Raw genomic sequence first — 21,874 nt, forward strand, 5'->3', positions numbered from 1 at the left:
TTTATTAATATAATAAAGCTTGATTTTGATGATTAGATCAAGAATTTCTTTCTTTATCTAGTGATATATTAAAAGTGAAATGCTTAACGATTAACAAATGACAAAATTATCATTTGTTTAAAAAAACTTAAACATTTTTTCTGGCTTTGAAAATATTTAAAAATGCCGTTATATAAAGATTCTATCGATTGATAAGCTAAAACGCTGTTTTTAGTTTTTGAAAATCGACAAAAGAATAGTTGTGTTTTAAATCAAAACAAGTAATATAGAAAAAGTAAGCAAACAATTATTACAGTTATTTAATATATTTATTGCTGGCGCTATAAAAAATATTAAGGGGGAAATTTGATGTTATCACGGAATAATCATCAGGAACAATTTAAGAAGTATGAACCTAAAAAACAACGGTTCACCATTAAGAAGTTATCTGTTGGTGTGGCCTCAGTTCTTTTGGGGATTTCTTTTGCAAATGGTGTATCAGCTGATACAACTGATGCTAATGCAGATACCAATACTAATAATGGTGATGGTTCAGAACAAACCGACCACAATTTAGTTTTAAATTCTGCTAATAATCAAACGTTAAAAGAAGCAACTACTGCTAACCAAGCTAGCGGTGCTATGCCAGTCTCACAGAACCCTGCTGGTGATCTTAAAACTCCAGTGGCTGATCAGTTTGAACAGACTGTTGCTAGTGCAGCTTCTCAAGCAATTGCCCAAAGTACATTAGCAAATACAAATGATAGTGCAAATGCTAGTGTTCAAAATACTGCTCAGCCGGCTGCGGCGAACCAGGATAATAGATTATCAAAGGAAACAACTGCTGATACGCAATCATTTGCTACCCAGTCTTTTAATGTTTCAAACAATGCAACTGATTTAGATAATTCAGCCATGCTTGCTCAATTATTTAGAACTTCATTAGCAGCGGTACCAGCAAGTGAGGGCACTACTAATACTACGCCAGTTGACTTAAGTACTTATAATCCGAACTTTAATATTACTAATGGGAAAGAATATTCAACATACTTTGGAAACCTTCCACAAACTCAAATGGGATTTTCACAGTATCGAGATATAACTAATAATAATGTTTTGACCCTTGCTACTGATAAAGATAATCCGGGTAATAACATTTATTTCTATGTTAATAGTAAATTAGCTACTACAATTGGAAAAGATGAGTGGACAAAGCCCTGGAATGGACCATTAACTATAACGCAAACTAATGGCAATGTATATTCCGGTGGAACGTATAAATATTCTAGAAAAATAGTCACATTTGGAGGATACAAGTATACTCGAATAAATTTAGAGAATGGTAATGGTATGAGTCCGGTTGATGTACCAAGTACAGGTGCTTTTACCACTAGTGGATCGAATTTGATGATTTTATGGGGAGATGGTGATCCGATCGCTAAATCACCAGTTGCTCAGCAACGATGGAATAGTGGGGGAGAACGCATACCTGGTAAAGTTCAACAAACCATATGGTATGTTAATGCTGATACTGGTGAAGTCATGGCTCATAAATCATCTGACCTTTTAGTAGCTGGTCAGCATTATGATGTGTCAGCAGCAAGCCCTGCAAAAGTAGAATATAAGGGTCAAGTTTATGATTTGATAAATCGAACAGATGGAAAGTACGACTCTTCTGAATTAAATGAACAAGTCTTAAATGCGGTCTTAACTAACAATAATGGAGAAAAAATTACTGTTAGGGATGTTATTAATACACCGCTTGAAGGAAAAATAGGTAGTTCTAGAAAAGGAAACATTACCGTTGGGACTACTGACTATGGACCAAGCAGAATTTATGTTTCTTAACAATTAGACGATGGAGGAACAATTTCACTTAATACCTATGATATTCAGCCTAGCGATTCAACACCGGGAGCTATGGCAGCTACTTTTGTTGATGCAGGTAATATTTCCGCAAAAAGGTTGCCATCGGTATATACTGCTAATACAGGTGATGAAACTCAAGATGCTGCAGCAGCGACAGCACAAGGAGCTAGATCCGCGGTTTTTAATAATCGGGTTCCGGGAAATCAAGACGTTGTGTTCTTATATCGTACTCCAAAGGCCCAAGAGCAGAAGGCTAATGTTACTTTTATTAATGATGATACGGGAGTTGCTATTAGTGCTGTACAAACAGCTACAGGTAAAAGCGGAGAAACTATCACTTTCCCTAATGCCGCATACACTGTAGCTGACCTTGAAAAGACTTATACTTACAACGGCACTACTGGTAATGGAGTAGTCAATGGCGCAGCTTCGGGAAGCTTTACGAATGTCACTTTCCCAGTTTATGATTCTGATAATGATACAACGCAAAGCTTTGTTATTCACTTTAAGAATAAGACGCCAGATATGCCTACTTACCATCAAGGCAAGGAAGAGTCAGTGACCGTTAATCGGACAATTAACTATTACGATAAGGTAACTGGCGCTAAGATTCCAAGTGATTTAATCGCTACTAACCCAGTTAAAGATTCAGTAATTTTCACTCGTACTCAAGTATTGGATCAAAATGGTGAGGTTGTCGGTTATGGTACTGTTAGCAGTGATGGTAAGTCCTTTAGAACTCAAGATTGGCATACTGCTGAAGGCTTGACTACTGATGAATTTGCTGCTAAGAAGTCTGCGGACCTTTCAGCATTCAACTACACTGCTCCTGAATTCCAAGACGGAACTAGTGCAAATGTTGTAGCAGCTCATGAAGTAACACCAGATACTCAAAATCTTGAATACAATGTTTACTACGGTCACCAAACGCAACAAGTTACAACTAACCAAGATGTAACCCGTCGTTTCCACTACATCTTTACTGATGGCACTACGCCAGAAAGCCACTTGACTCCTCAAGCAGACCAAAAAGTAACCTTTACTGGAACTGCTACTAAGGACTTGGTAACTGGCAAGACTGGTGATACTGTTTGGACTCCATCAACTGGTACTTTAGCGCAAGTTGATGGTCAACAAGTAGCTGGCTACCACATTACTGGTAACGTAAATGCTAACGCTGATGGTAGTGCGAATGCCGTTACAGTAAACCCAGCTTCTGGCGATATTGATGTAACGATTGTTTACACTCCAGATGCTAAGACTCCGGATACTCCACAAAAAGCTAAGGTTACTATTTACGATAAGACTGAAAACAATAAGCAATTATCTGCTTTTGAAAATAACAATGGTACAAAGGGCAGTGCAATCAGCTTTGACGGTGAACCACAAACCCTTCAAGCTTACTTAAATTCAGGCTACGTATTTAATAGTGCAACTGATGCCAATGGTAATTCAATTGGTACTGCTTCAAACATTACCTTTGGAAACTTTGATAGTGTTGATGGCAATGTTCAAAGCTTTAACATTTACTTAGTTCACGGAACTGATACTAAGACTGAAAGTGCAACAACTAATGCTCACGTTCACTATGTTGTTGCCGGTAATGAAGCTAATAAGCCAGCTGCCCCAGCTGATAGTCCAGTTCAAACAATTAATTGGACTCGTACTAACACTACTGACAAGGTTACTGGTGCAACTACTGAAGGAACTTGGACTCCAGACAAGAACGGCTTTACTAGTGTAACTTCGCCTACGCTTACGAACTACACTCCAGATCAAGCGGTTGCTAACTTTACTACGCCACAACCAAATCGTGATCAAGTAGTAACTGTTGTCTACAATCCAAACCCAGAAGTTGCTCAAAAAGCTGACTTAGTTATTTACGACAAGACTGATAACAACAAGCAACTTAACAGCTTCAATAATAGTGGTAAGACTGGTACCCAAATTTCATTCAGTGGTTCTGCAAATTACGTTGCGGACTTAATTGCTAAGGGTTACAAGATTGACAGCTTTGTAAATGATCAAAACCAAACTTCTAACCCAACTTCATATGGTCAAATCAATTTCAGTAACTTTGATAACAACAGTACTAGTGACCAACACTTTAAGTTGTACTTAGTTCACGATACTGAAAACGTAACGGACAAGAAGACTACTACTTCAACTGTTCACTATGTTGTTTCAGATGGTAAGACTAACCCACCATCCGATAACACGCAAACAATTACGTGGACTCGGCCAGGAACTAAGGATAAGGTCACAGGTGTAACTACGCCAACTGGTAACTGGACTACTCCAGATAACTACACTGATGTGCCTACACCAAACCTTGATGGATACACTCCAGACAAGACTAATGTTCCAGCCCCAACTCCAGATCCAAACCAAAACCCAACAACTGTCGTTACTTACAATCCTAAGACTCCAGATGCACCAACTTACACTGGTACTACTGAGACTAAGACTGTAACGCGGACGATTAACTACTATGACCGGGTAACTGGTGAAAAGATTCCAGCTAACTTGATTGCTGATAATCCAACAACCCAAAACGTGACATTATCACGGACACACGTTGTATCATCAACTGGTCAAGACATGGGTTATGGGACTGTTAGTGCTGACGGTAAGACCTTTACTAAGGCCACTACTGCTGATGGTTGGAACACTGGTGACTGGGCGCAAGTAACTTCACCAGATCTTTCAAATGCAGGTTACACTACTCCTGATTTAGCACAGGCTGATCATGTAAAAGTAAATTCTGCTACTAAGGACGCGGTGGTTAATGTTTACTACGGTCACCAAACTGAAGTGATTACGTCAAATAACCCACATAATCCTGGTGGCAACATTAACCCTAATGATCCACGGAATACCCCATCCGTTTACCCAGATGGTTTGACGAAAGAAGCTTTAACTACTGAAGTAGCTCGTCATATTAACTATGTTGGTGTAAATGAAGATGGTACTACAACTCCAGTAAATGGGGCTCCAGATGGCAAGAGTACTTACACTCAAACCGTTTCCTTTGAACGTAATGCCGTGATTGATAAGGTAACTGGTCGAATCTTAGGCTACAGTACTGATGGCACTCCTAATGTAACGACTACTGATAAGGATCGTGCTTGGACGCCAACAACCCAAAACATGGATTCTGTAGCTTCTAAGACTCCTAGTGAAGTAGGCTATGACAAGGTTGACATTTCAACTGTTGGGGGCGTAACTGTTTACCCAGGTCAAAAGGTTAACGATGTAACTGTCACTTACACTAAGAACAAGACACCTGAAGTTACTCAAAAGGCAACCCTTGAAATTATTGATAACAACGATGCTAACTCACCTAAGCAATTAGCTTCATTTAGTAACGAAGGTAAGAGTGAAGATCAAATTAACTTCGCTAACTCAAATGAGATCCTTCAAAGTTACTTGAGTCAAGGTTACAAGGTTCAAAAGACTGCTGGTAACCTTAGTGGGGATGCTCAAAGTGGTTACACTTACCCAACGTACGGTAACACTGCCCAAGACTTCAAGATTTACTTAGTTCACGATACTGAAGACAAGACTGAAACTGCTACAGCAACTGCTCAAGTTCACTATGTTGTTGCGGATAATGGGGTACAGGCTCCTAAAGATAGTGATCTTCAAACTGTTACTTACACTCGCACCAATACCATTGATAAAGTAACTGGTGCTACTGTAAAGGAAGGTACTTGGCAAGCTGACAAGAACGCATTTACTGATGTAACATCCCCAGATCTTTCAAAGGATGGTTACACCCCAAGTCTTGAAAATGTTCAGTTTAACGCTCCAGAACGTAATGTAAATCAACGCGTAACTGTTGTTTACAACCGTTCTGCTCAAGCTGCAGACTTACAAATTATTGATGATAATGATCCACAAAACCAACGAGTATTAGCTACTTACTCCGCTGGTGGCGAATCAGGTAAGCAAATTAGTTTTGACGGTTCAAACGCGCAACTACAAAACTACTTGAACAATGGTTACACATTTGAAAAATCTGAAGGTCAAGGTATGAGTGGGGATGCCCAAAATGGCTTCACTTACCCAAGCTTTGATAACGATTCTCAATCTAACCAAAGCTTCAAGATTTACTTGAAACACGCAACTAGGAACAAGACTGAAACAGCAACAACTACTGCCCATGTTCACTACATCATGGCAGACGGTACAAAGGCTCCAGACGATAGTGCAACTCAAACTATTAACTGGACGCGGACGAATACTGTTGACCAAGTAACTGGTGCAATTGTAAATGAAGGTACTTGGTCTTCCGATAAAGGTGCCTTTACTGATGTTGATTCACCAGCAGTAGCAGGTTACACTCCAGGGACTAAGACTGTGAAATTTGCTACTCCAGAACGCGGTGTTAACCAAGTAGTAAATGTTGTTTACACGAAGGATGCTCCAACTCCTGAACAACAAAATGCATTAGTTGTTTACCAAGACGTAAATGACCCAGCTCATCCTGTTGATTTAGGACAAAGTGATCAATTAACTGGTCAAGCGGGAGATGCAATTAACTACAGTACTGCCGACAAGATTGCTGAATATGAAAAACAAGGTTATGTATTAGTATCGAATGGCTTTGATGCAAATGGTACTAAGCCAAGCTTTGACAATGTAAACGGCAATACTCAAACCTTCTATGTAACATTTAAGCATGGCATTCAACCAGTAACGCCAACAACCCCAGGTACACCAGACCAACCAATTAATCCTGACAATCCAGATGGTCCTAAGTATCCAGCTGGCACTGATCAAACCAGCTTAACTAAGGATGTAACACGGACTGTTACTTACGAAGGCGCAGGTGATCAAACACCAAATCCTGTAACCGATACGCTTCATTTCCAAGGAACAGGTTACTTGGATAAGGTAACTGGTAAGTGGACTGATGCTAATGGTAATGAATTAGCAGACCAAGCTAAGGGTATTACTTGGACAATTACTGATGGTACTAAGGATGAAGGTAGCTTTAACTTAGTTCCAACTAAGCACATCGATGGTTACACTTCCCAAGTTGTAACTGACGGTGCTGATGATGGCAACGGAAACGTTAAGAGTTACACTGGCATTACTCATGCGAGTGACAATATTAATGTCGTTGTTCGATACAACCCAGTTGTTGCTGAACAAGGTAACTTAATCGTTAAGTTCCATGATGATACTGATAACAAGGACTTGACTGGTGTAGGTACTGATACTGGTACTCAAGATGTTGGTACTCAAGTAACTTACAACCCAAGTACTGATTTAACTAACCTTGAAAACAAGGGTTACGTTTATGTATCAACTGACGGTAATATTCCTTCATCAATTGTTAAGGGAACAACTACTGTAACTATCCACGTCAAGCATGGTACTGTTCCAGTAACACCAGATAACCCAGGTACGCCAGATCAACCAATTAATCCTAACGATCCAGATGGTCCTAAGTACCCATCAGGAACGGACAAGGCTTCAATTGATAAGACCATTACGCGGACTGTTCATTATGAAGGTGCAGATCAATACACACCAAATGATGTTCAACAACCAGTACACTTCACGGCAAAGGGTGAACTTGATAAGGTAACTGGTGAATGGACTGCTCCATTAACTTGGTCAGCAGATCAAACATTTAATGGGGTAACCACTCCTAAGATTCCGGGTTACCACGTTGTAAGTGTTGATAAGGATACAACCGACAACCAAAACGTTGATAGTGCTAAGATTAGCCACACTGGTGCAGACTACACTGTAACAGTTAAGTATGCTAAAGATGCTGCACCAACGCCAGATACTACAGCTGGTAAGGTAACTTACATTGACGACACTACAGGAAGTACTTTGAAGACTGATTCGTTTAGCGGTAATGTTGATGCTAATATTGATTACACTACTCAAGATAAGATCAACAGTTACATCAACATGGGTTACAGGTTAGTATCTAACAACTTCACTGATGGTAAAGAAGTCTTTAATAAAGATGCTTCTAAGAACAACTTTGAAGTTCACTTGGTACACGATACTGTTCCAGTAACTCCAGAAAATCCAGGTACGCCAGATCAACCAATCAACCCTAACGACCCACGTCCACAAAATGAACAACCTAAGTATCCAAATGGTACTAGCGAAACTGACCTTGCTAAGGACATTACACGGACTGTTCATTACGAAGGCGCTGGTGAATACACACCAAATGATGTTCAACAACCAGTACGCTTCACGGCAAAGGGTGTCCTTGACAAGGTAACTGGTCAATGGATTACTCCATTAACTTGGTCAGCAGATCAAACATTTAATGGCGTAACTACACCTAAGATTCCGGGTTACCATGTTGTAAGTGTTGATCGGGATGCAAATGGCAATGATGTAGCTTCAACTACTATTGCTCACACTGGTTCTGATTACACAGTTAATGTTGTTTACGCTAAGGATGCGGTAAAGCAAGCTGAAAATGCCAACTTGCACATCATTGATCTTAGTGATAACCAAAAAGAACTTGCTAACTTCAAGACTTCCGGTGACGACAACACTGCAATTAACTTCAACGGTGCCCAAGTTACTATCGATAGCTTAATTAAAGCTGGTTACAAGGTTAATAGCATTGTTCAAGCAACCAGTGATCCAAATAACCCAACTAAATACGGTACTGATTATGCAAATGCAGCAGGCCAATGGACATTTGATGACAAGCCTGGTGTAGATCAATCATTCTACGTATATCTTGAACATGATTACGCTCCAATTAATCCAGAAAATGCTTATGGTCGAACTGACTTGACACAAACTGTTACTGAAACAGTCCATTATGTTGATGAAGATACTAACAAGCCTGTTGCCACAGACTACACCAATACTCTTACCTTCAAAGGCCAAGGTCGCGTTGACAAGGTAACTGGCAAGATGCTTAAGATCAAGAGCATTGAAAATGGTGTAATCACTTATGACTATGACGTTGCTAACCAAATTGACATTAGTAGTGCTAAGTTAAGTGATTTTGCTTGGTCAAATCCAACAACATTAGCTAAGGTTGTATCTCCAACCATTGCGGGATACACAATTGATGCTGCTAAGACTACCCCAAGTGAATTAGCTGACGGTAATGACATTAAGGAAATCCAAAATGTTGCTTACGATCATGGTAATGTAGAAGCTACTGTTTACTACAAGGCAAACCCAGTTGTAGAACAAGGTTCAATTAAGGTAACTGTTTACGATGTTAAGGCTGGTCAAGATGTTCCTGGCTACGAAGCAAATAGTGGTACTGAAAATGTTGGCACTCCATTTACTTACGACACTCAAGGCAACATTACTAAGTTAACTAATGAAGGTTACAAGGTACTTAACCCAGATATTACAATTCCAACTCAGATTTCTAAAGGTGATCAAAGTTTTGTAATTTACGTTGACCATACTGTAGTTCCTGTAACGCCAGACAAGCCAGGTAATGGTTTGAACCAAGATGATCTCCAAAAGACTGTAACTGAAACTGTTCATTATGTAGTTAATGGTGGAAATGCACAAGCTCCAGCTGATAAAACAGCAACACTTCACTTTAACGGTACAGCATATTACGATTCAGTAACTAAGAAGTGGACTGACGCGGATGGCAAGGAATTAAGTGATCAAACTCAAAACATTACTTGGACTGCTCAAGATGGTAATAAGTTCAGTACTGTTGTAACTCCATATCTTGATGGTTATATTGCAAGTGTTCAAGATGGTTATGATGACGGTAACAAGAACGTTAAGGAAATCACTGGAATTGATCAAAACAGTGCAAACGTAAACGTAACTGTAACCTATACTCCAGTGACTCCAGCTAAGACGCAACAAAATGCTCAATTGACTATTCGCGATGTAACTCCTGGTCAAGAACAAGACTTAGGTAGCTACACTCAACCTGGTCTTGAAGGCGATGCAATTAGCTTTGGCAATGCTCAAGAATTTGTTCAAAACTTATTGAACAAGGGTTACGTTTGGGATGGTGCTTCATACAACGGTACTAACCTAGATGCTACTAACTATGCTGGAATTAACTTTGGTAACTACGACAACGCTGATGATAAGAATGGCATCAGCCAAAAGTGGGTAATCAACTTAGTCCATGGTGTAACTCCGGTAAACCCAGATCATCCAGATGACAAGAATGGTTACACTAAGGAATACCTTGATCGCACAATTACACGTGATGTAACTTATGTTGACGAACAAGGTAATGAAATGCCAGGCTTAACTCCTGAACACCAAGAAGCTAAGTTCCAAGGTTCTGGTTACTTAGATAATGTAACTGGTAAGTGGGTAAATGTTGAAAATGGTAAGATTACTGGTCTCGCCGATGGATTAACTTGGACTCCAGATACGGATGCCAACTTTGCTGCAATTGCTGCGAAGACCGCTGATGGTTACCACGTAATTTCTGTGAGCGGCAATGGTATTTCAGAATTTACTGTTGATGCCAATGGTGCGGTTACTGCACAAACTGTAAATCACAATACTGCAAGCTCAACGATTAAAGTTGTTTACGCTAAGACACCAGAAGTTCCAGTACCTGCTAATGGTTCGATTATTTACATTGATGATACAACTGGTAACCAACTTGAAAATGCAACGTTTGGTGGTAATGTTGGTCAAAAGATTAATTACACTACGGCTGATCGAATTGCTAATTATGAAGGCCGAGGCTACAAGCTAGTATCCAATAACTTCAAGGATGGTAATGAATCATTTACGAATGGTGAAAACAAGTTTGAAGTTCACTTAACTCACGATATGACTACTAAGGATGTTACTAAGACCGTAACGCGTGATGTAACATACGTTTACGAAGATGGTAGTCAAGCAGATACGCCGGTTAACCAAAGCTTTACTTTCAACGGTAAGACGGTAACTGACCGTGTAACTGGTGCTGAAAAGACAAGTTGGGATACTAACGATCATAACTTCGATGCAACTAAGTCAATTGATACTACTAATTACCGAATTGTTGGTATCAGTAAGACAAATACTACTGCGAACGTTGACAATACTAATGGTGTAGTAGCAAGCGTAACAATTACGCCAACTAGTCAAAACAGCTCAGTAGTAATTACATTGGCTAAGAAGGTAACGCCGCCAACACCTGTAAAGCAAGGGACGATTGAGGTTATCTACCATGACACAACAGATAACGTTGATATTCCAGGTTATGGTCAACCTCAAACAAAGGAAGATCAAGGAACAGCCTTTAGCTACAATCCAAATGCTAAGGACTTGCCAGCTCTTGAAAACAAGGGTTATGTCCTTGATGGTGAATTGCCAACTATTCCAACTGAATACACTGATGGCAATCAACGGGTAGTAATTAATGTTAAGCATGTTACGCGTCCTGTAACGCCAGAAAATCCTGCTAACCCAACTGATCCTGTTGATCCACAACATCCACAAACGCCAACTCCAAGTAATCCAAACTTATCTAAGACTGATCTTGAAAAGACGATTACACGGACTGTTCAGTACCAATACGCTGACGGAACAAAGGCACATGCTGATGTTGTTCAAACCGTAAACTTTACTGGTGAAGGAACAATTGACTTAGTAACTGGTAACCTTGTCACAGTTGATAAAGATGGTAACATTCTTAACCAACGTGGTAAGATCACTTGGAATCATGACTCACAAGACTTTGCTAATGTAGCTGCAATTAACCATGATGGTTACTATGTATCAAACGTTAGCGAAAATGGAACTGCTGCTAAGGTTGATGGTACGGCAGTTGCTAGTGAAACAGTAACTCCAACTAGTCAAAATAGTACGATTGTTATTACTTTGACTAAGACCCCAGAAGTTCCAGTACCCGCTAATGGTTCAATTACTTACATCGATGACACAACTGGTAACGTTCTAGCCTCAGCAACATTTAATGGTAATGTTGGTCAAAAGATTAACTACACTACAGCTGATAAGATTGCTAATTACGTAAGTCAAGGTTACAACTTAGTATCAAACAACTTTAATGATGGTAACGAAACCTTCGCAAAGGATGGCAACGTCTTTGAAGTTCACCTTGTTCACGCAACTACGCCAATTACTCCTGAAAACCCAGGAAAGCCAGGGCAAGAAGTTCCAAATCCAAATGATCCAGAACATCCACACAAGATCCCGGCTAACTTTGTTCCACAAACATTGACTAACACTGTAACGCGTGATGTAACATACGTTTACGAAGATGGTAGTCAAGCAGAGGCACCGGTTCATCAAACATTTACCTTTACTGGTAACGGTGTGGTCGACCTTGTAACTGGTCAATTAGTAACAGTTGAAAATGGTAAGATTACTGGTGCGGGTCATATTACTTGGAACGCTGAAAACCATGACTTTGATGCAACTAAAGCTATTGATACAACTCAATACAACATTGTTAAAGTGGGTGAAAACAACACCACTGCTAATGTTGATATGAATAATGGGATTGTAGCTGGTGAAACGATTACGCCAACTAGTCAAAATAGCTCAGTAGTAATTACATTAGCTAAGAAGCCAGTAACACCTACGCCAGTTCAAAAGGGTACCGTAATTGTTAACTATGTTGATAAGACAACGGGCAAGACCCTTGAAATGGCAACTTCAACTGGTAATGAAGGTTCAAATGTAGATTACAGCACGAAGGATACGATTACTAAGTACACTAACCAAGGTTACGAACTTGAACATGATGGTTATCCAACAGGGACGGTAACTTACACGAATGGTACAGTTACTTACGAAGTTGACCTTGTTCACGGAACTGTTCCGGTAAATCCAGATCAACCAGGTCCAAAGACACCTAATACACCAATTAATCCAGATAACCCAGATGGTCCTAAGTATCCAGATGGTACCCAACCAGAACAATTAACTAAGACCATTACCCGGACGATTAATTACGTTGGTGACGGCCTCAATATTCCATCAGTTGAAAAGAGCCTTACTTTTGTAGCTAATGGAGTACTTGATAAGGTTACTGGTCAATGGGTAACTGTTGATAAGGACGGCAAGATCACTGGCAATGCTAATGGTATGACTTGGACAGTTAAGGATGGGGACGCTGATGAAGGTTCCTTTGATGAAGTAGCAGGACCTCAGACTGAGGGTTACCACATTACTAACATCGCTGCTTCAAACGAAGACTTGAGTGACATTAATAGTAGTACAGGTACAGTTGCTGGTAAGACAATCAACCATACTAATGGCAACATTGTAATTACCATTAACTACGCTAAGAACCCAGTAACACCAACTCCTACACCAGCTGATCAAACAGTTGTTGGTAAGCAAATTGTGCACTATGTTGATGGTGATAACAATAATGCTAAGTTATTAGATGACAATACTAATGACACGTTTGTATTTACTAAGTCTGGTGAAACTGGTACTTGGAATGCTGATAGTCATAAGTACGCAAATGCTAATGCCCCAGTAATTGATGGTTACGTTGCGGAACAAAAGACTTATGAAGGTCAAACGGCGACTCCAGGAGATGCTGATAAGGAAATTACCATTGTTTACCACAAGATTGGTAAGATTATTCCAGTTGACCCATCAGGAAACCCAATTCCAGATGCTCCAACACCTAGTTATCACAATGACCCAACTGATCCTACGAAGGTAACGCCAAATGAACCTACGCCAACTGTTCCTGGCTGGACAACTAATGTACCAAATGTAACGCCTGATACACCAACTGGCGACACAAAGGTACCTTACACCAAACCAATACCAACGCAAGACAAGGGTTCAATCACAATTACTGTTCATGACGTCACTGATAATACTGATTTACCAGAATACGGTAAGACGAGTGGTAGTCAAAACGTCGGTACTGAATTCAGCTATGACAAGACTGGTACGTTTACTTCGCTTACTAATAAGGGTTACAAGATTGTTAACCCAGATGTAACAATCCCAACTGGTATTACGAAGGGTGATCAAAACATTGTAATTTACGTTGAACACACAACGACACCAATTACACCTGAAAACCCAGGAAAGCCAGGACAACCAATTAACCCTAATGATCCAACTGGTCCACAATACCCAGATGGTTCTGACCAAGTAACGAAGAACGTAACACGGACTATTACTTACGTTGACAATAACGGTAATAAACTTCATGACTCAGTTGAACAAACTGCACACTTTACTGGTACTGGAGTTATCGATAACGTTACTGGTAAATGGGTAACCCCAATTACTTGGAATGGAAATGGCGACTTAAGCGGTCAAAATACCCCAGTAATTGATGGATACCATGTAACCAATGTTAGTCGTGATGGCGATGGTAACAATGTTGCTAAGGTTACAGTTAACCATGGCGACAGTGATTACACAGTTGTTGTTACCTACACGCCAAACGGTAAGATTGTGCCAGTTGATCCATTAGGAAACCCAATTCCAGATGCCCCAACTCCACAATACCCAACTGATCCAAGCGACCCAGCCAAGGTTACACCAGATGAACCAGTTCCAAGTATTCCTGGATTCACTCCAGAAGTACCAACTGTAACTCCAACTAATCCTGGAAAAGATACACCGGTAGTTTATACACCTGATACGCCAGTTACCCCAGTTACAGTTCAAGGTAAGGTAACATATGTTGACGATACAACTGGTCAAACGATCTCTACTGATAACTTCAGTGGTAAGGTTGGCGATAAGATCACTTACACTACCGCAGATAAGATTAGTGAACTTGAAGGTCAAGGTTATGAATTAGTATCTAATAACTTTAAGGATGGTAATGAAACCTTTACGAATGGTGAAAACAGTTTCGTTGTTCATTTGAAGCATGCAGAAACGATTGTTACTCCAGAAAAACCACATGATAGTGGCGAAGAGAGTTACACCACTCAAAAGACAACAACCTTTATTGTTCATTACGTTGGTGCCGGAGATAAGACTCCTGCTGATCGTGTTGAGACAATTCAATGGCATCGTGAAGTTACAGTAGATAGTGTCAGTGGAAAGGTAATTAGCACAACACCATGGGCAACTGATGGTAGTTACACTGGTGCAAATACCCCGGTAATTGATGGCTTCCATGCAGATAAGGCAGTTGTTAATGCTCCGCAAGCTGATCCAGACAAGGATGTTGTCGAAACGGTTACTTACGCACCAAATGGTCACATTATCCCTGTTGATAAGAATGGCACACCAATTCCAGGTGCTGACCAACCAGTTTACCCAACCGACCCAACAGATCCTACTAAGGTCGTACCAAACGAACCAGTGCCAACTGTTCCTGGATATACTCCAGAACGTGAGACTGTAACGCCAGTTGATCCTGGTACTGATACGCCAGTGGTATACGATCGTGGAAATACACCTGTTACTCCAGAAACACCAACTACTACCCCAACAACTCCTGGAGATGATACGCCAAGCAATGAAACTCCAGTAACTCCAGAAGTTCCGGTTGATAACGGTGGTGAAGAAAGTAATGATGAAGTAACACCAACGCCACAAACTCCAGAAAGCCCAGTTGATAATGGTTCTGTAAATCCTGCAGCACCACAACCAACTGCTGCTAAGCAAACTAATGCTCAGCAACCGGCTGCAACTACCAAGGCTGAAGCTAAGAAGTTGCCACAAACTGGTAATGTGGATGCTAATAGTGCTGAAATTCTAGGACTTGCTGCGCTTGGTTTAACTGGTCTTGTTGGATTAGGAAAGAAACGTCGCAAAGAAGACTAAAAATATGTTCAGACAGTAATGATGCAACAAGTTGAGTTAATTGCTATGACTTAACAACTATGTGAGGCGCAAGCAACTTGCTGCATTAATAAAAGAAGCTCTACAGTTTTAACTGTAGGGCTTTTTTTGTGTATAATCGTAAAAAGTTTATCGTTAGCTAAGATAATTATCTTATTGCGGAACTATTGTAAATTAAAAAATTATTGGGTGGTATGAGAAAAAATAGTTAAAAGCCGGGATTGAAGCCCATTATATTGCACTAGATATGAAATGGTTTTCATGTTTGCTAAATTTATTTTCATTAATTTAACATAAAATAATTTAAAGTTAATTATTGAGCTATCAGTATTTAAACGTTAAAATTGTTAACGGATGATAACTTAATTTTCGGCAATTGAGTTGTAATTTTAAGAATAAGTTTTATATTTAAAAGGTGAAAATAAGTTGCGATGCATGTTTGGACACCTAATAATTTAGCTTATCCATTGATTAAGGGGGATATAGAAAAATGCTATCTCATAAAAACCTTCAAGAACAAATTAAGAAAAATGAACCAACTAAGCAACGGTTTGCGATTAAAAAGCTAAGCGTTGGGGTTGCTTCTGTATTGTTAGGTGTTACTTTTGCCAGTACCGCCTCTGCTGATACAACTGATGCAAATTCAACATCTAATTCCGGAAGTGCTAGTGCGGAACAAACTGATCATAACCTTGTTGTTTCTTCTGCTAGCACTGCAACGATGAAGCAGGCAGCGGCCGCTAATGCTGCACAAAATGCTTCTGCCGCTGTTATCAATCCCGCTGGTAATATTGATACATCAGTCGCTAACGATTATGAAGCTGCTGTTAATAGCGCTGCCTCTGCGGCAATGAGTAGTGCAACGTCTGCAATTGTTAATAACACTTCTGCTAGTGCTGCTAATCAGCAATCAGCAGCTGTTGCATCAAATAATACAAGCAGTGCACCGCAAAACAATAGTGATGCAAAAGTCGCTCAAACTCCAAAGACTGAAACATTTATCCCTATAACGACCCCATCAGCTGAACATGCAATTGGTGTCCAAGGGTTAACTGCACAAAAAGTCGCTGCAACTCCAACGGTAAATGAAAATATTAATCAGACTTATAAAATCACCGTTAAGGCTGTTGATGTAACAACTGGTGCAGCTCCAGTTACCTCATCATATATTTTTAACTACAATTTTAAAAATGGTATTTTTAATGGAGAAGGTAAGACAGGTACTAGTCTATATTCGTTTGGGATGGCACCAACGGGTTACAAGTTATTAAATCCTGAAGTCCTTGATGAAAACTTTTCGATGAATGGTAATATGGCCCGGATTAAAGATAAGGATGTTGATATTACCCTTCGGTATGCCCGTATTTCCCCAATCCTAGTTCGTTATATTGATGAAGATACAGGAGAAGTGCTCTCAACTTCATCTGTTGGTGCAAATGCTTCCACTACAGCTAGTTATGCTTATAATCATGGCGATAACAAGGATATTGGTCCATCGAAGTTTCTTCTTCAAGCCATCGATATTCCTGGGTATCGGTTAGACGATCAGGCAACTTTTATTGATACTTATAACAATGTTCAATCTAAAGGAAATCTAAATTATCAAGTTCATACCTTTAAGTATAAGAAGATTATGGATAATCCTAACCCTAAGGACAGTCAAAAGGGATCAGGTGCCCAATATGGTGAATATTTTGGCCCAGCGTGGGATACGATTGATCCTGCTGATGTATTTAACGTTTCAGGAGTTAAGGGGTTAACTTATGAACATGATAATGGTGATATTGAAGCTAAGATTGATAACCTTGTTAAGAAGTATCATAATCAAGGTTACACTTACATGGGAACCTTTAATTACCACAAGAATACTGACTACTACAACTGGAATGAGGGAAGCACATCTCTTAACCTAATTCCAAACAAGCCAGTGACTGTTAAATTTATTGACGAGCAGGGGAACAAGCTTGCTGATGACCAAGTGATTGCCTTCAATAAAAACAATCCAGACCAAACTAATGATGGGATTAATGCAACAAAGCATTGGTACTCTGCCGGTGAATGGAGTACAACGCCAAAGACCTTTGATGGTTACACTTTACGGACAACCTATGGCGCGGATCACGGTCAATTTACTCCATATAATTATGTTGTAACTTATGAGTACGCTAAGGATGCCACTGCGCAGGTCAAGTACATCGATGATACGACTAATACTCAACTTAAAGCTGATGATCTTAAGGGATATGTTGGCGACCCAATTGACTACTCAACTAAGGATTCAATTGCTAATTTTGAAGGTCAAGGTTACAAATTAGTATCAGATGGTTTTACCGCGGGTGCTAAATACGCTGATGGTGCGAACGTCTTTGAAGTGCACTTCAAGCATGGGCAACAACCGGTTAACCCTGATCATCCAGACAAAAATGTTGATCCATCCAACTACCTTAAAGATGTTAAAGCAACTGTTCATTATGTTGGCGCGGGCGATAAGACACCAGCCGATAATGTTCAAACATCACAGTGGAGTCGGACAGTTACAATTGATACCGTTACCCATGAACTTGTTACGGATGGAGAATACGATACAGATTGGTCAATTGTTCCTGGTCAAAAGACGGAATATGATCAAGTAGCTACTCCAGTAATCGATGGGTTCCATGCTGATCGGGCAATTGTTCCTGCAACAGCTGTTACGCAAGATGACATTGAAACAACTGTTACTTATGCTCCAAATGGAAAGATTATTCCGGTTGACCCAAGCGGCAAGCCAATTCCAAATGTCCCAACTCCACAATATCCGACTGAACCAACTGATCCTACAGCAGTAACGCCAGATGAACCAGTTCCAGATATTCCAGGATGGGTTCCAAGTCAACCAACAGTAACCCCAACTGATCCTGGTAAGGACACTCCAGTTACTTACAACCAGATTCAAAAGGCGGACTTAACAATCGTGGATCAGGATAACAATAACCAACAAATTATTGTTGCAGGCATCACGACTAAGTTCAACGCTGATGGAATTGAAAATACCAAGATTGGTTTTACTGGCTATGGTGATTCAATCAATGCGCTTGAAAGTCTTGGCTATGAATACGTTAGTTCAGACTTTAATGTCGAGCAGACTTTTGATAACGACGGTAATAACGATCAACACTTTATTATTGTGATGAAGCATGGTACTGAACCAGTCAATCCAGAACATCCAGGGGCTGGTTACAACAGGACCGATTTACAAAAAGAAGTTACGCGGACAATCAACTATGTAAATGCTAAGACTGGTGCGCAAGTAGCCGATCCGATTAATCAAACGGTTAACTTTACTGCTCAAGGGACAGTTGATAAAGTTACAGGCAAATTGGTCACAGGTGAAGATGGGAAGATTACAGGCCCTGGCGAGTTAACTTGGACATCAGCTCAAGATGTCAAGGGGGTTGAATCGCCAAGTATTGCTCGAATGCATGTGGTTTCCGTTAGTCGAGATGCTGACGGTAATGATGTCAAGAGTGTGGCATTGAACCATGGGGATGAGAGTTACACTGTTACTGTTAGTTATGAAGATAACGGAACAGTCGAGCAAAATGCGCAAAACATTCCAGCATCCCAGACGATTAAGTTTGTTGACGAAAATGGCAACACGCTTCATGAAAATAATGTTCAAACCAGTGAATTTATCCAGACGGCGGATATTGTTGATGCGGTAACCGGGGATGTAATTACTAAAGGTTCATGGAATAAAACTAGCCACAAGTTCGGCACAATTAACGTTCCAGTAATTGATGGCTACGTTGCTGAAGTTACAACTGCCGGTGGATTGACAGCAACTACTGATAATCCAAACGTTGTGACGGAAGTAGTTTACAAGAAGGCTGGTAAGATTATTCCAGTTGATCCGAGTGGTAAGCCAATTCCGAATGTCCCAACCCCAAGTTACCCAACCGATCCGACAGATCCAACGAAGGTAACACCAGATGAACCAGTACCAACAATTCCTGGTTACACCCCAAGTGTTCCAACAGTAACTCCAGATAAGCCAACTGAAGATACGCCAGTTGTTTACAACCAAGTACAAAAGGCTGACTCGACAATTGTTGATCAAGATAGCAACAATCAACAAATTATTGTTGACGGTGTTACTACTAAGTTCAATGCCGATGGTATCAAGGATGAAAATATTGTCTTCATTGGTACTGAAGCTGCTCAGGCTGCCCTTGAAGGTCGCGGTTACGAATTTGTAAGTTCAAACTTCACTAGTGGCACTAAGTTCGATGATGACGCCAACACGGACCAACACTTCGTAATTGTTATGAAGCATGGTACAACGACCTTCAAACCGGATAAACCAGGTACACCGGGTGAACCAATTAACCCTAACTACCCAGACGGACCGAAGGTAACTAATGAAGATGTTGATTACCTTAAGGATGTTAAGTTTACTGTCCACTATGTTGATGCGGGAAATAATAACCCAGCTGACAACGTGCAGAACGCACAATGGACTCGTTCTATTACGGTTGACAATGTGACTGGTAAGATTATCAGCTCAACAGCATGGGTAAGTAATAAGACGAATTACAGTAATGTTCCAACACCGGTTGTTTCTGGATACCATGCTGATCGAACTCAAGTAAATGGACAAACTGTAACGATGGAAGATCAAGAAGCTACAGTTACTTATGTACCAAACGGCAAGATTATTCCGGTTGATCCAAATGGCACTCCAATTCCGGATGCTCCAACACCACAATACCCAACCGATCCAACGGATCCAACCAAGGTTACTCCAGACGAACCAGTACCAACAATTCCAGGCTACAAGCCGGAAGTACCAACGGTAAAACCGACTGATCCAGGTGTTGATACACTCGTTAAGTACACGCCAGATACAGTAAATCCCAAGCCAGCAGTTGATCAAATTGCGATTGTTAACTATGTTGACCAAGATAATAACAACGTTCAAATCGCAACTTCCGGTAACCTGACTGGTAAGGAGGGTACTGTAATTGACTACAGTACGGCTAACCAAATTAAGGAATTGGAAGCAAAAGGTTATGTTCTTGTAACTGATGGTTTCCCAGCTGGAGCAACCTTTGATGATAATGCAGACCAAAACCAAGTCTTTACTGTTGTCTTGAAGCATGGTCATGCTCCGGTAGGACCAAACAATCCACATGAACCTGGTACACCAGTAAACCCTGATGAACCAAATGGTCCAAAGTGGCCTGCTAAGGACACTTACACGAAGGAATACACTTCAACGGTTCACTTCGTGGACAATAACGGGAACAAGATGCGTGATGACGATGTACAAACTTCAACTTGGACTCGGACATTAATTATCGATAAGGTAACTGGTCAAATCATTAACCCTGACGAAGAATGGACTGCTGATAAAGCCAGCTATAATGAAGTTAAGGTTCCAGTAATCAATGGTTACGTTGTAGATAAGGCAAATGTTCCAGCTAAGGAAACTGTTCAACGGAATATTGAAGATACGGTTACTTACACTAAGGTTGGAAACATTGTACCGGTTGATCCAAGCGGCAACCCAATTCCAAATGTTCCAGCTGTGCCATACACCAATGACCCAACTGATCCAACTAAGGTTGTACCAAATGAACCAGTGCCTTCAGTTCCTGGAATGACACCAAACGTTCCAACGGTAACGCCAGCGCACCCAACTGTTGATACGCCAGTCGTTTACACGACGCCAACACCAGTAACTCCTGAGACGCCAGTAACACCACAACCAGATGAACCGGCAACTCCTCAAACTTCTGCTGCACCACAAGCAGAGACGCCAGCCCCAGCAAAGGCAGTGCCAGCTACCCCTGTTAAGCAAGAAGCTAAGGAGTTACCACAAACTGGTAATGAAAACAATTCAGCTACTGCCCTTGGATTAGCTGCATTAGGCTTAACTGGTTTATTGGCTGCAGGAAAGAAACGACGCAAAGGAGATTAGTATAATTCTTTGAAGTGTCAAAGATAAGTTATGCGGAGAGTTGTGGTTAATTTGAAGATGGTTTATTGCAATGACTTAACACATAATGCAATGGATAGTGGCTTAACAGATTCATAGCAACAAACTCGACGCATAAAGGGATAGCAAGCAGAAATGTTTGTTATCTCTTTTTTTAATGAAACTTTAATATATTTTTATGAAAAGGCTTTCTTTTAATGTAATTGAGAATGAAATATTTATTAAATAAGAGATTTGATTAACATTAAAATGTCATTAGAAATATAATTGACTTTTAATTCTGAGTCGATTAAACTAACAACAATCATT

3 protein-coding genes are annotated in these 21,874 nt (G+C 40.3%); all 3 read left to right on the forward strand.

Annotated elements, in window-relative coordinates:
- Window positions 1–348 precede the first annotated feature (348 nt).
- A complete protein-coding gene (locus CBG10_RS11400; RefSeq protein WP_225361481.1) occupies window positions 349–1,827 on the forward strand; it encodes a YSIRK-type signal peptide-containing protein in 1,479 nt (492 codons plus the stop codon).
- A 72-nt stretch (window positions 1,828–1,899) separates the two neighbouring features.
- Window positions 1,900–15,567: a mucin-binding protein gene (locus CBG10_RS01440; RefSeq protein ID WP_263851422.1), complete on the forward strand. Its 13,668-nt coding sequence runs from the start codon at window positions 1,900–1,902 to the stop codon at window positions 15,565–15,567.
- Window positions 15,568–16,075: 508 nt separating this feature from the next.
- Window positions 16,076–21,547, forward strand: a complete 5,472-nt coding sequence (locus CBG10_RS01445) for a mucin-binding protein (protein WP_094511422.1) — start codon at window positions 16,076–16,078, stop codon at window positions 21,545–21,547.
- The last annotated feature ends 327 nt before the right edge of the window (window positions 21,548–21,874 follow it).

Source organism: Limosilactobacillus reuteri (assembly GCF_002254085.1).
GTDB classification, from domain to species: domain Bacteria; phylum Bacillota; class Bacilli; order Lactobacillales; family Lactobacillaceae; genus Limosilactobacillus; species Limosilactobacillus reuteri_K.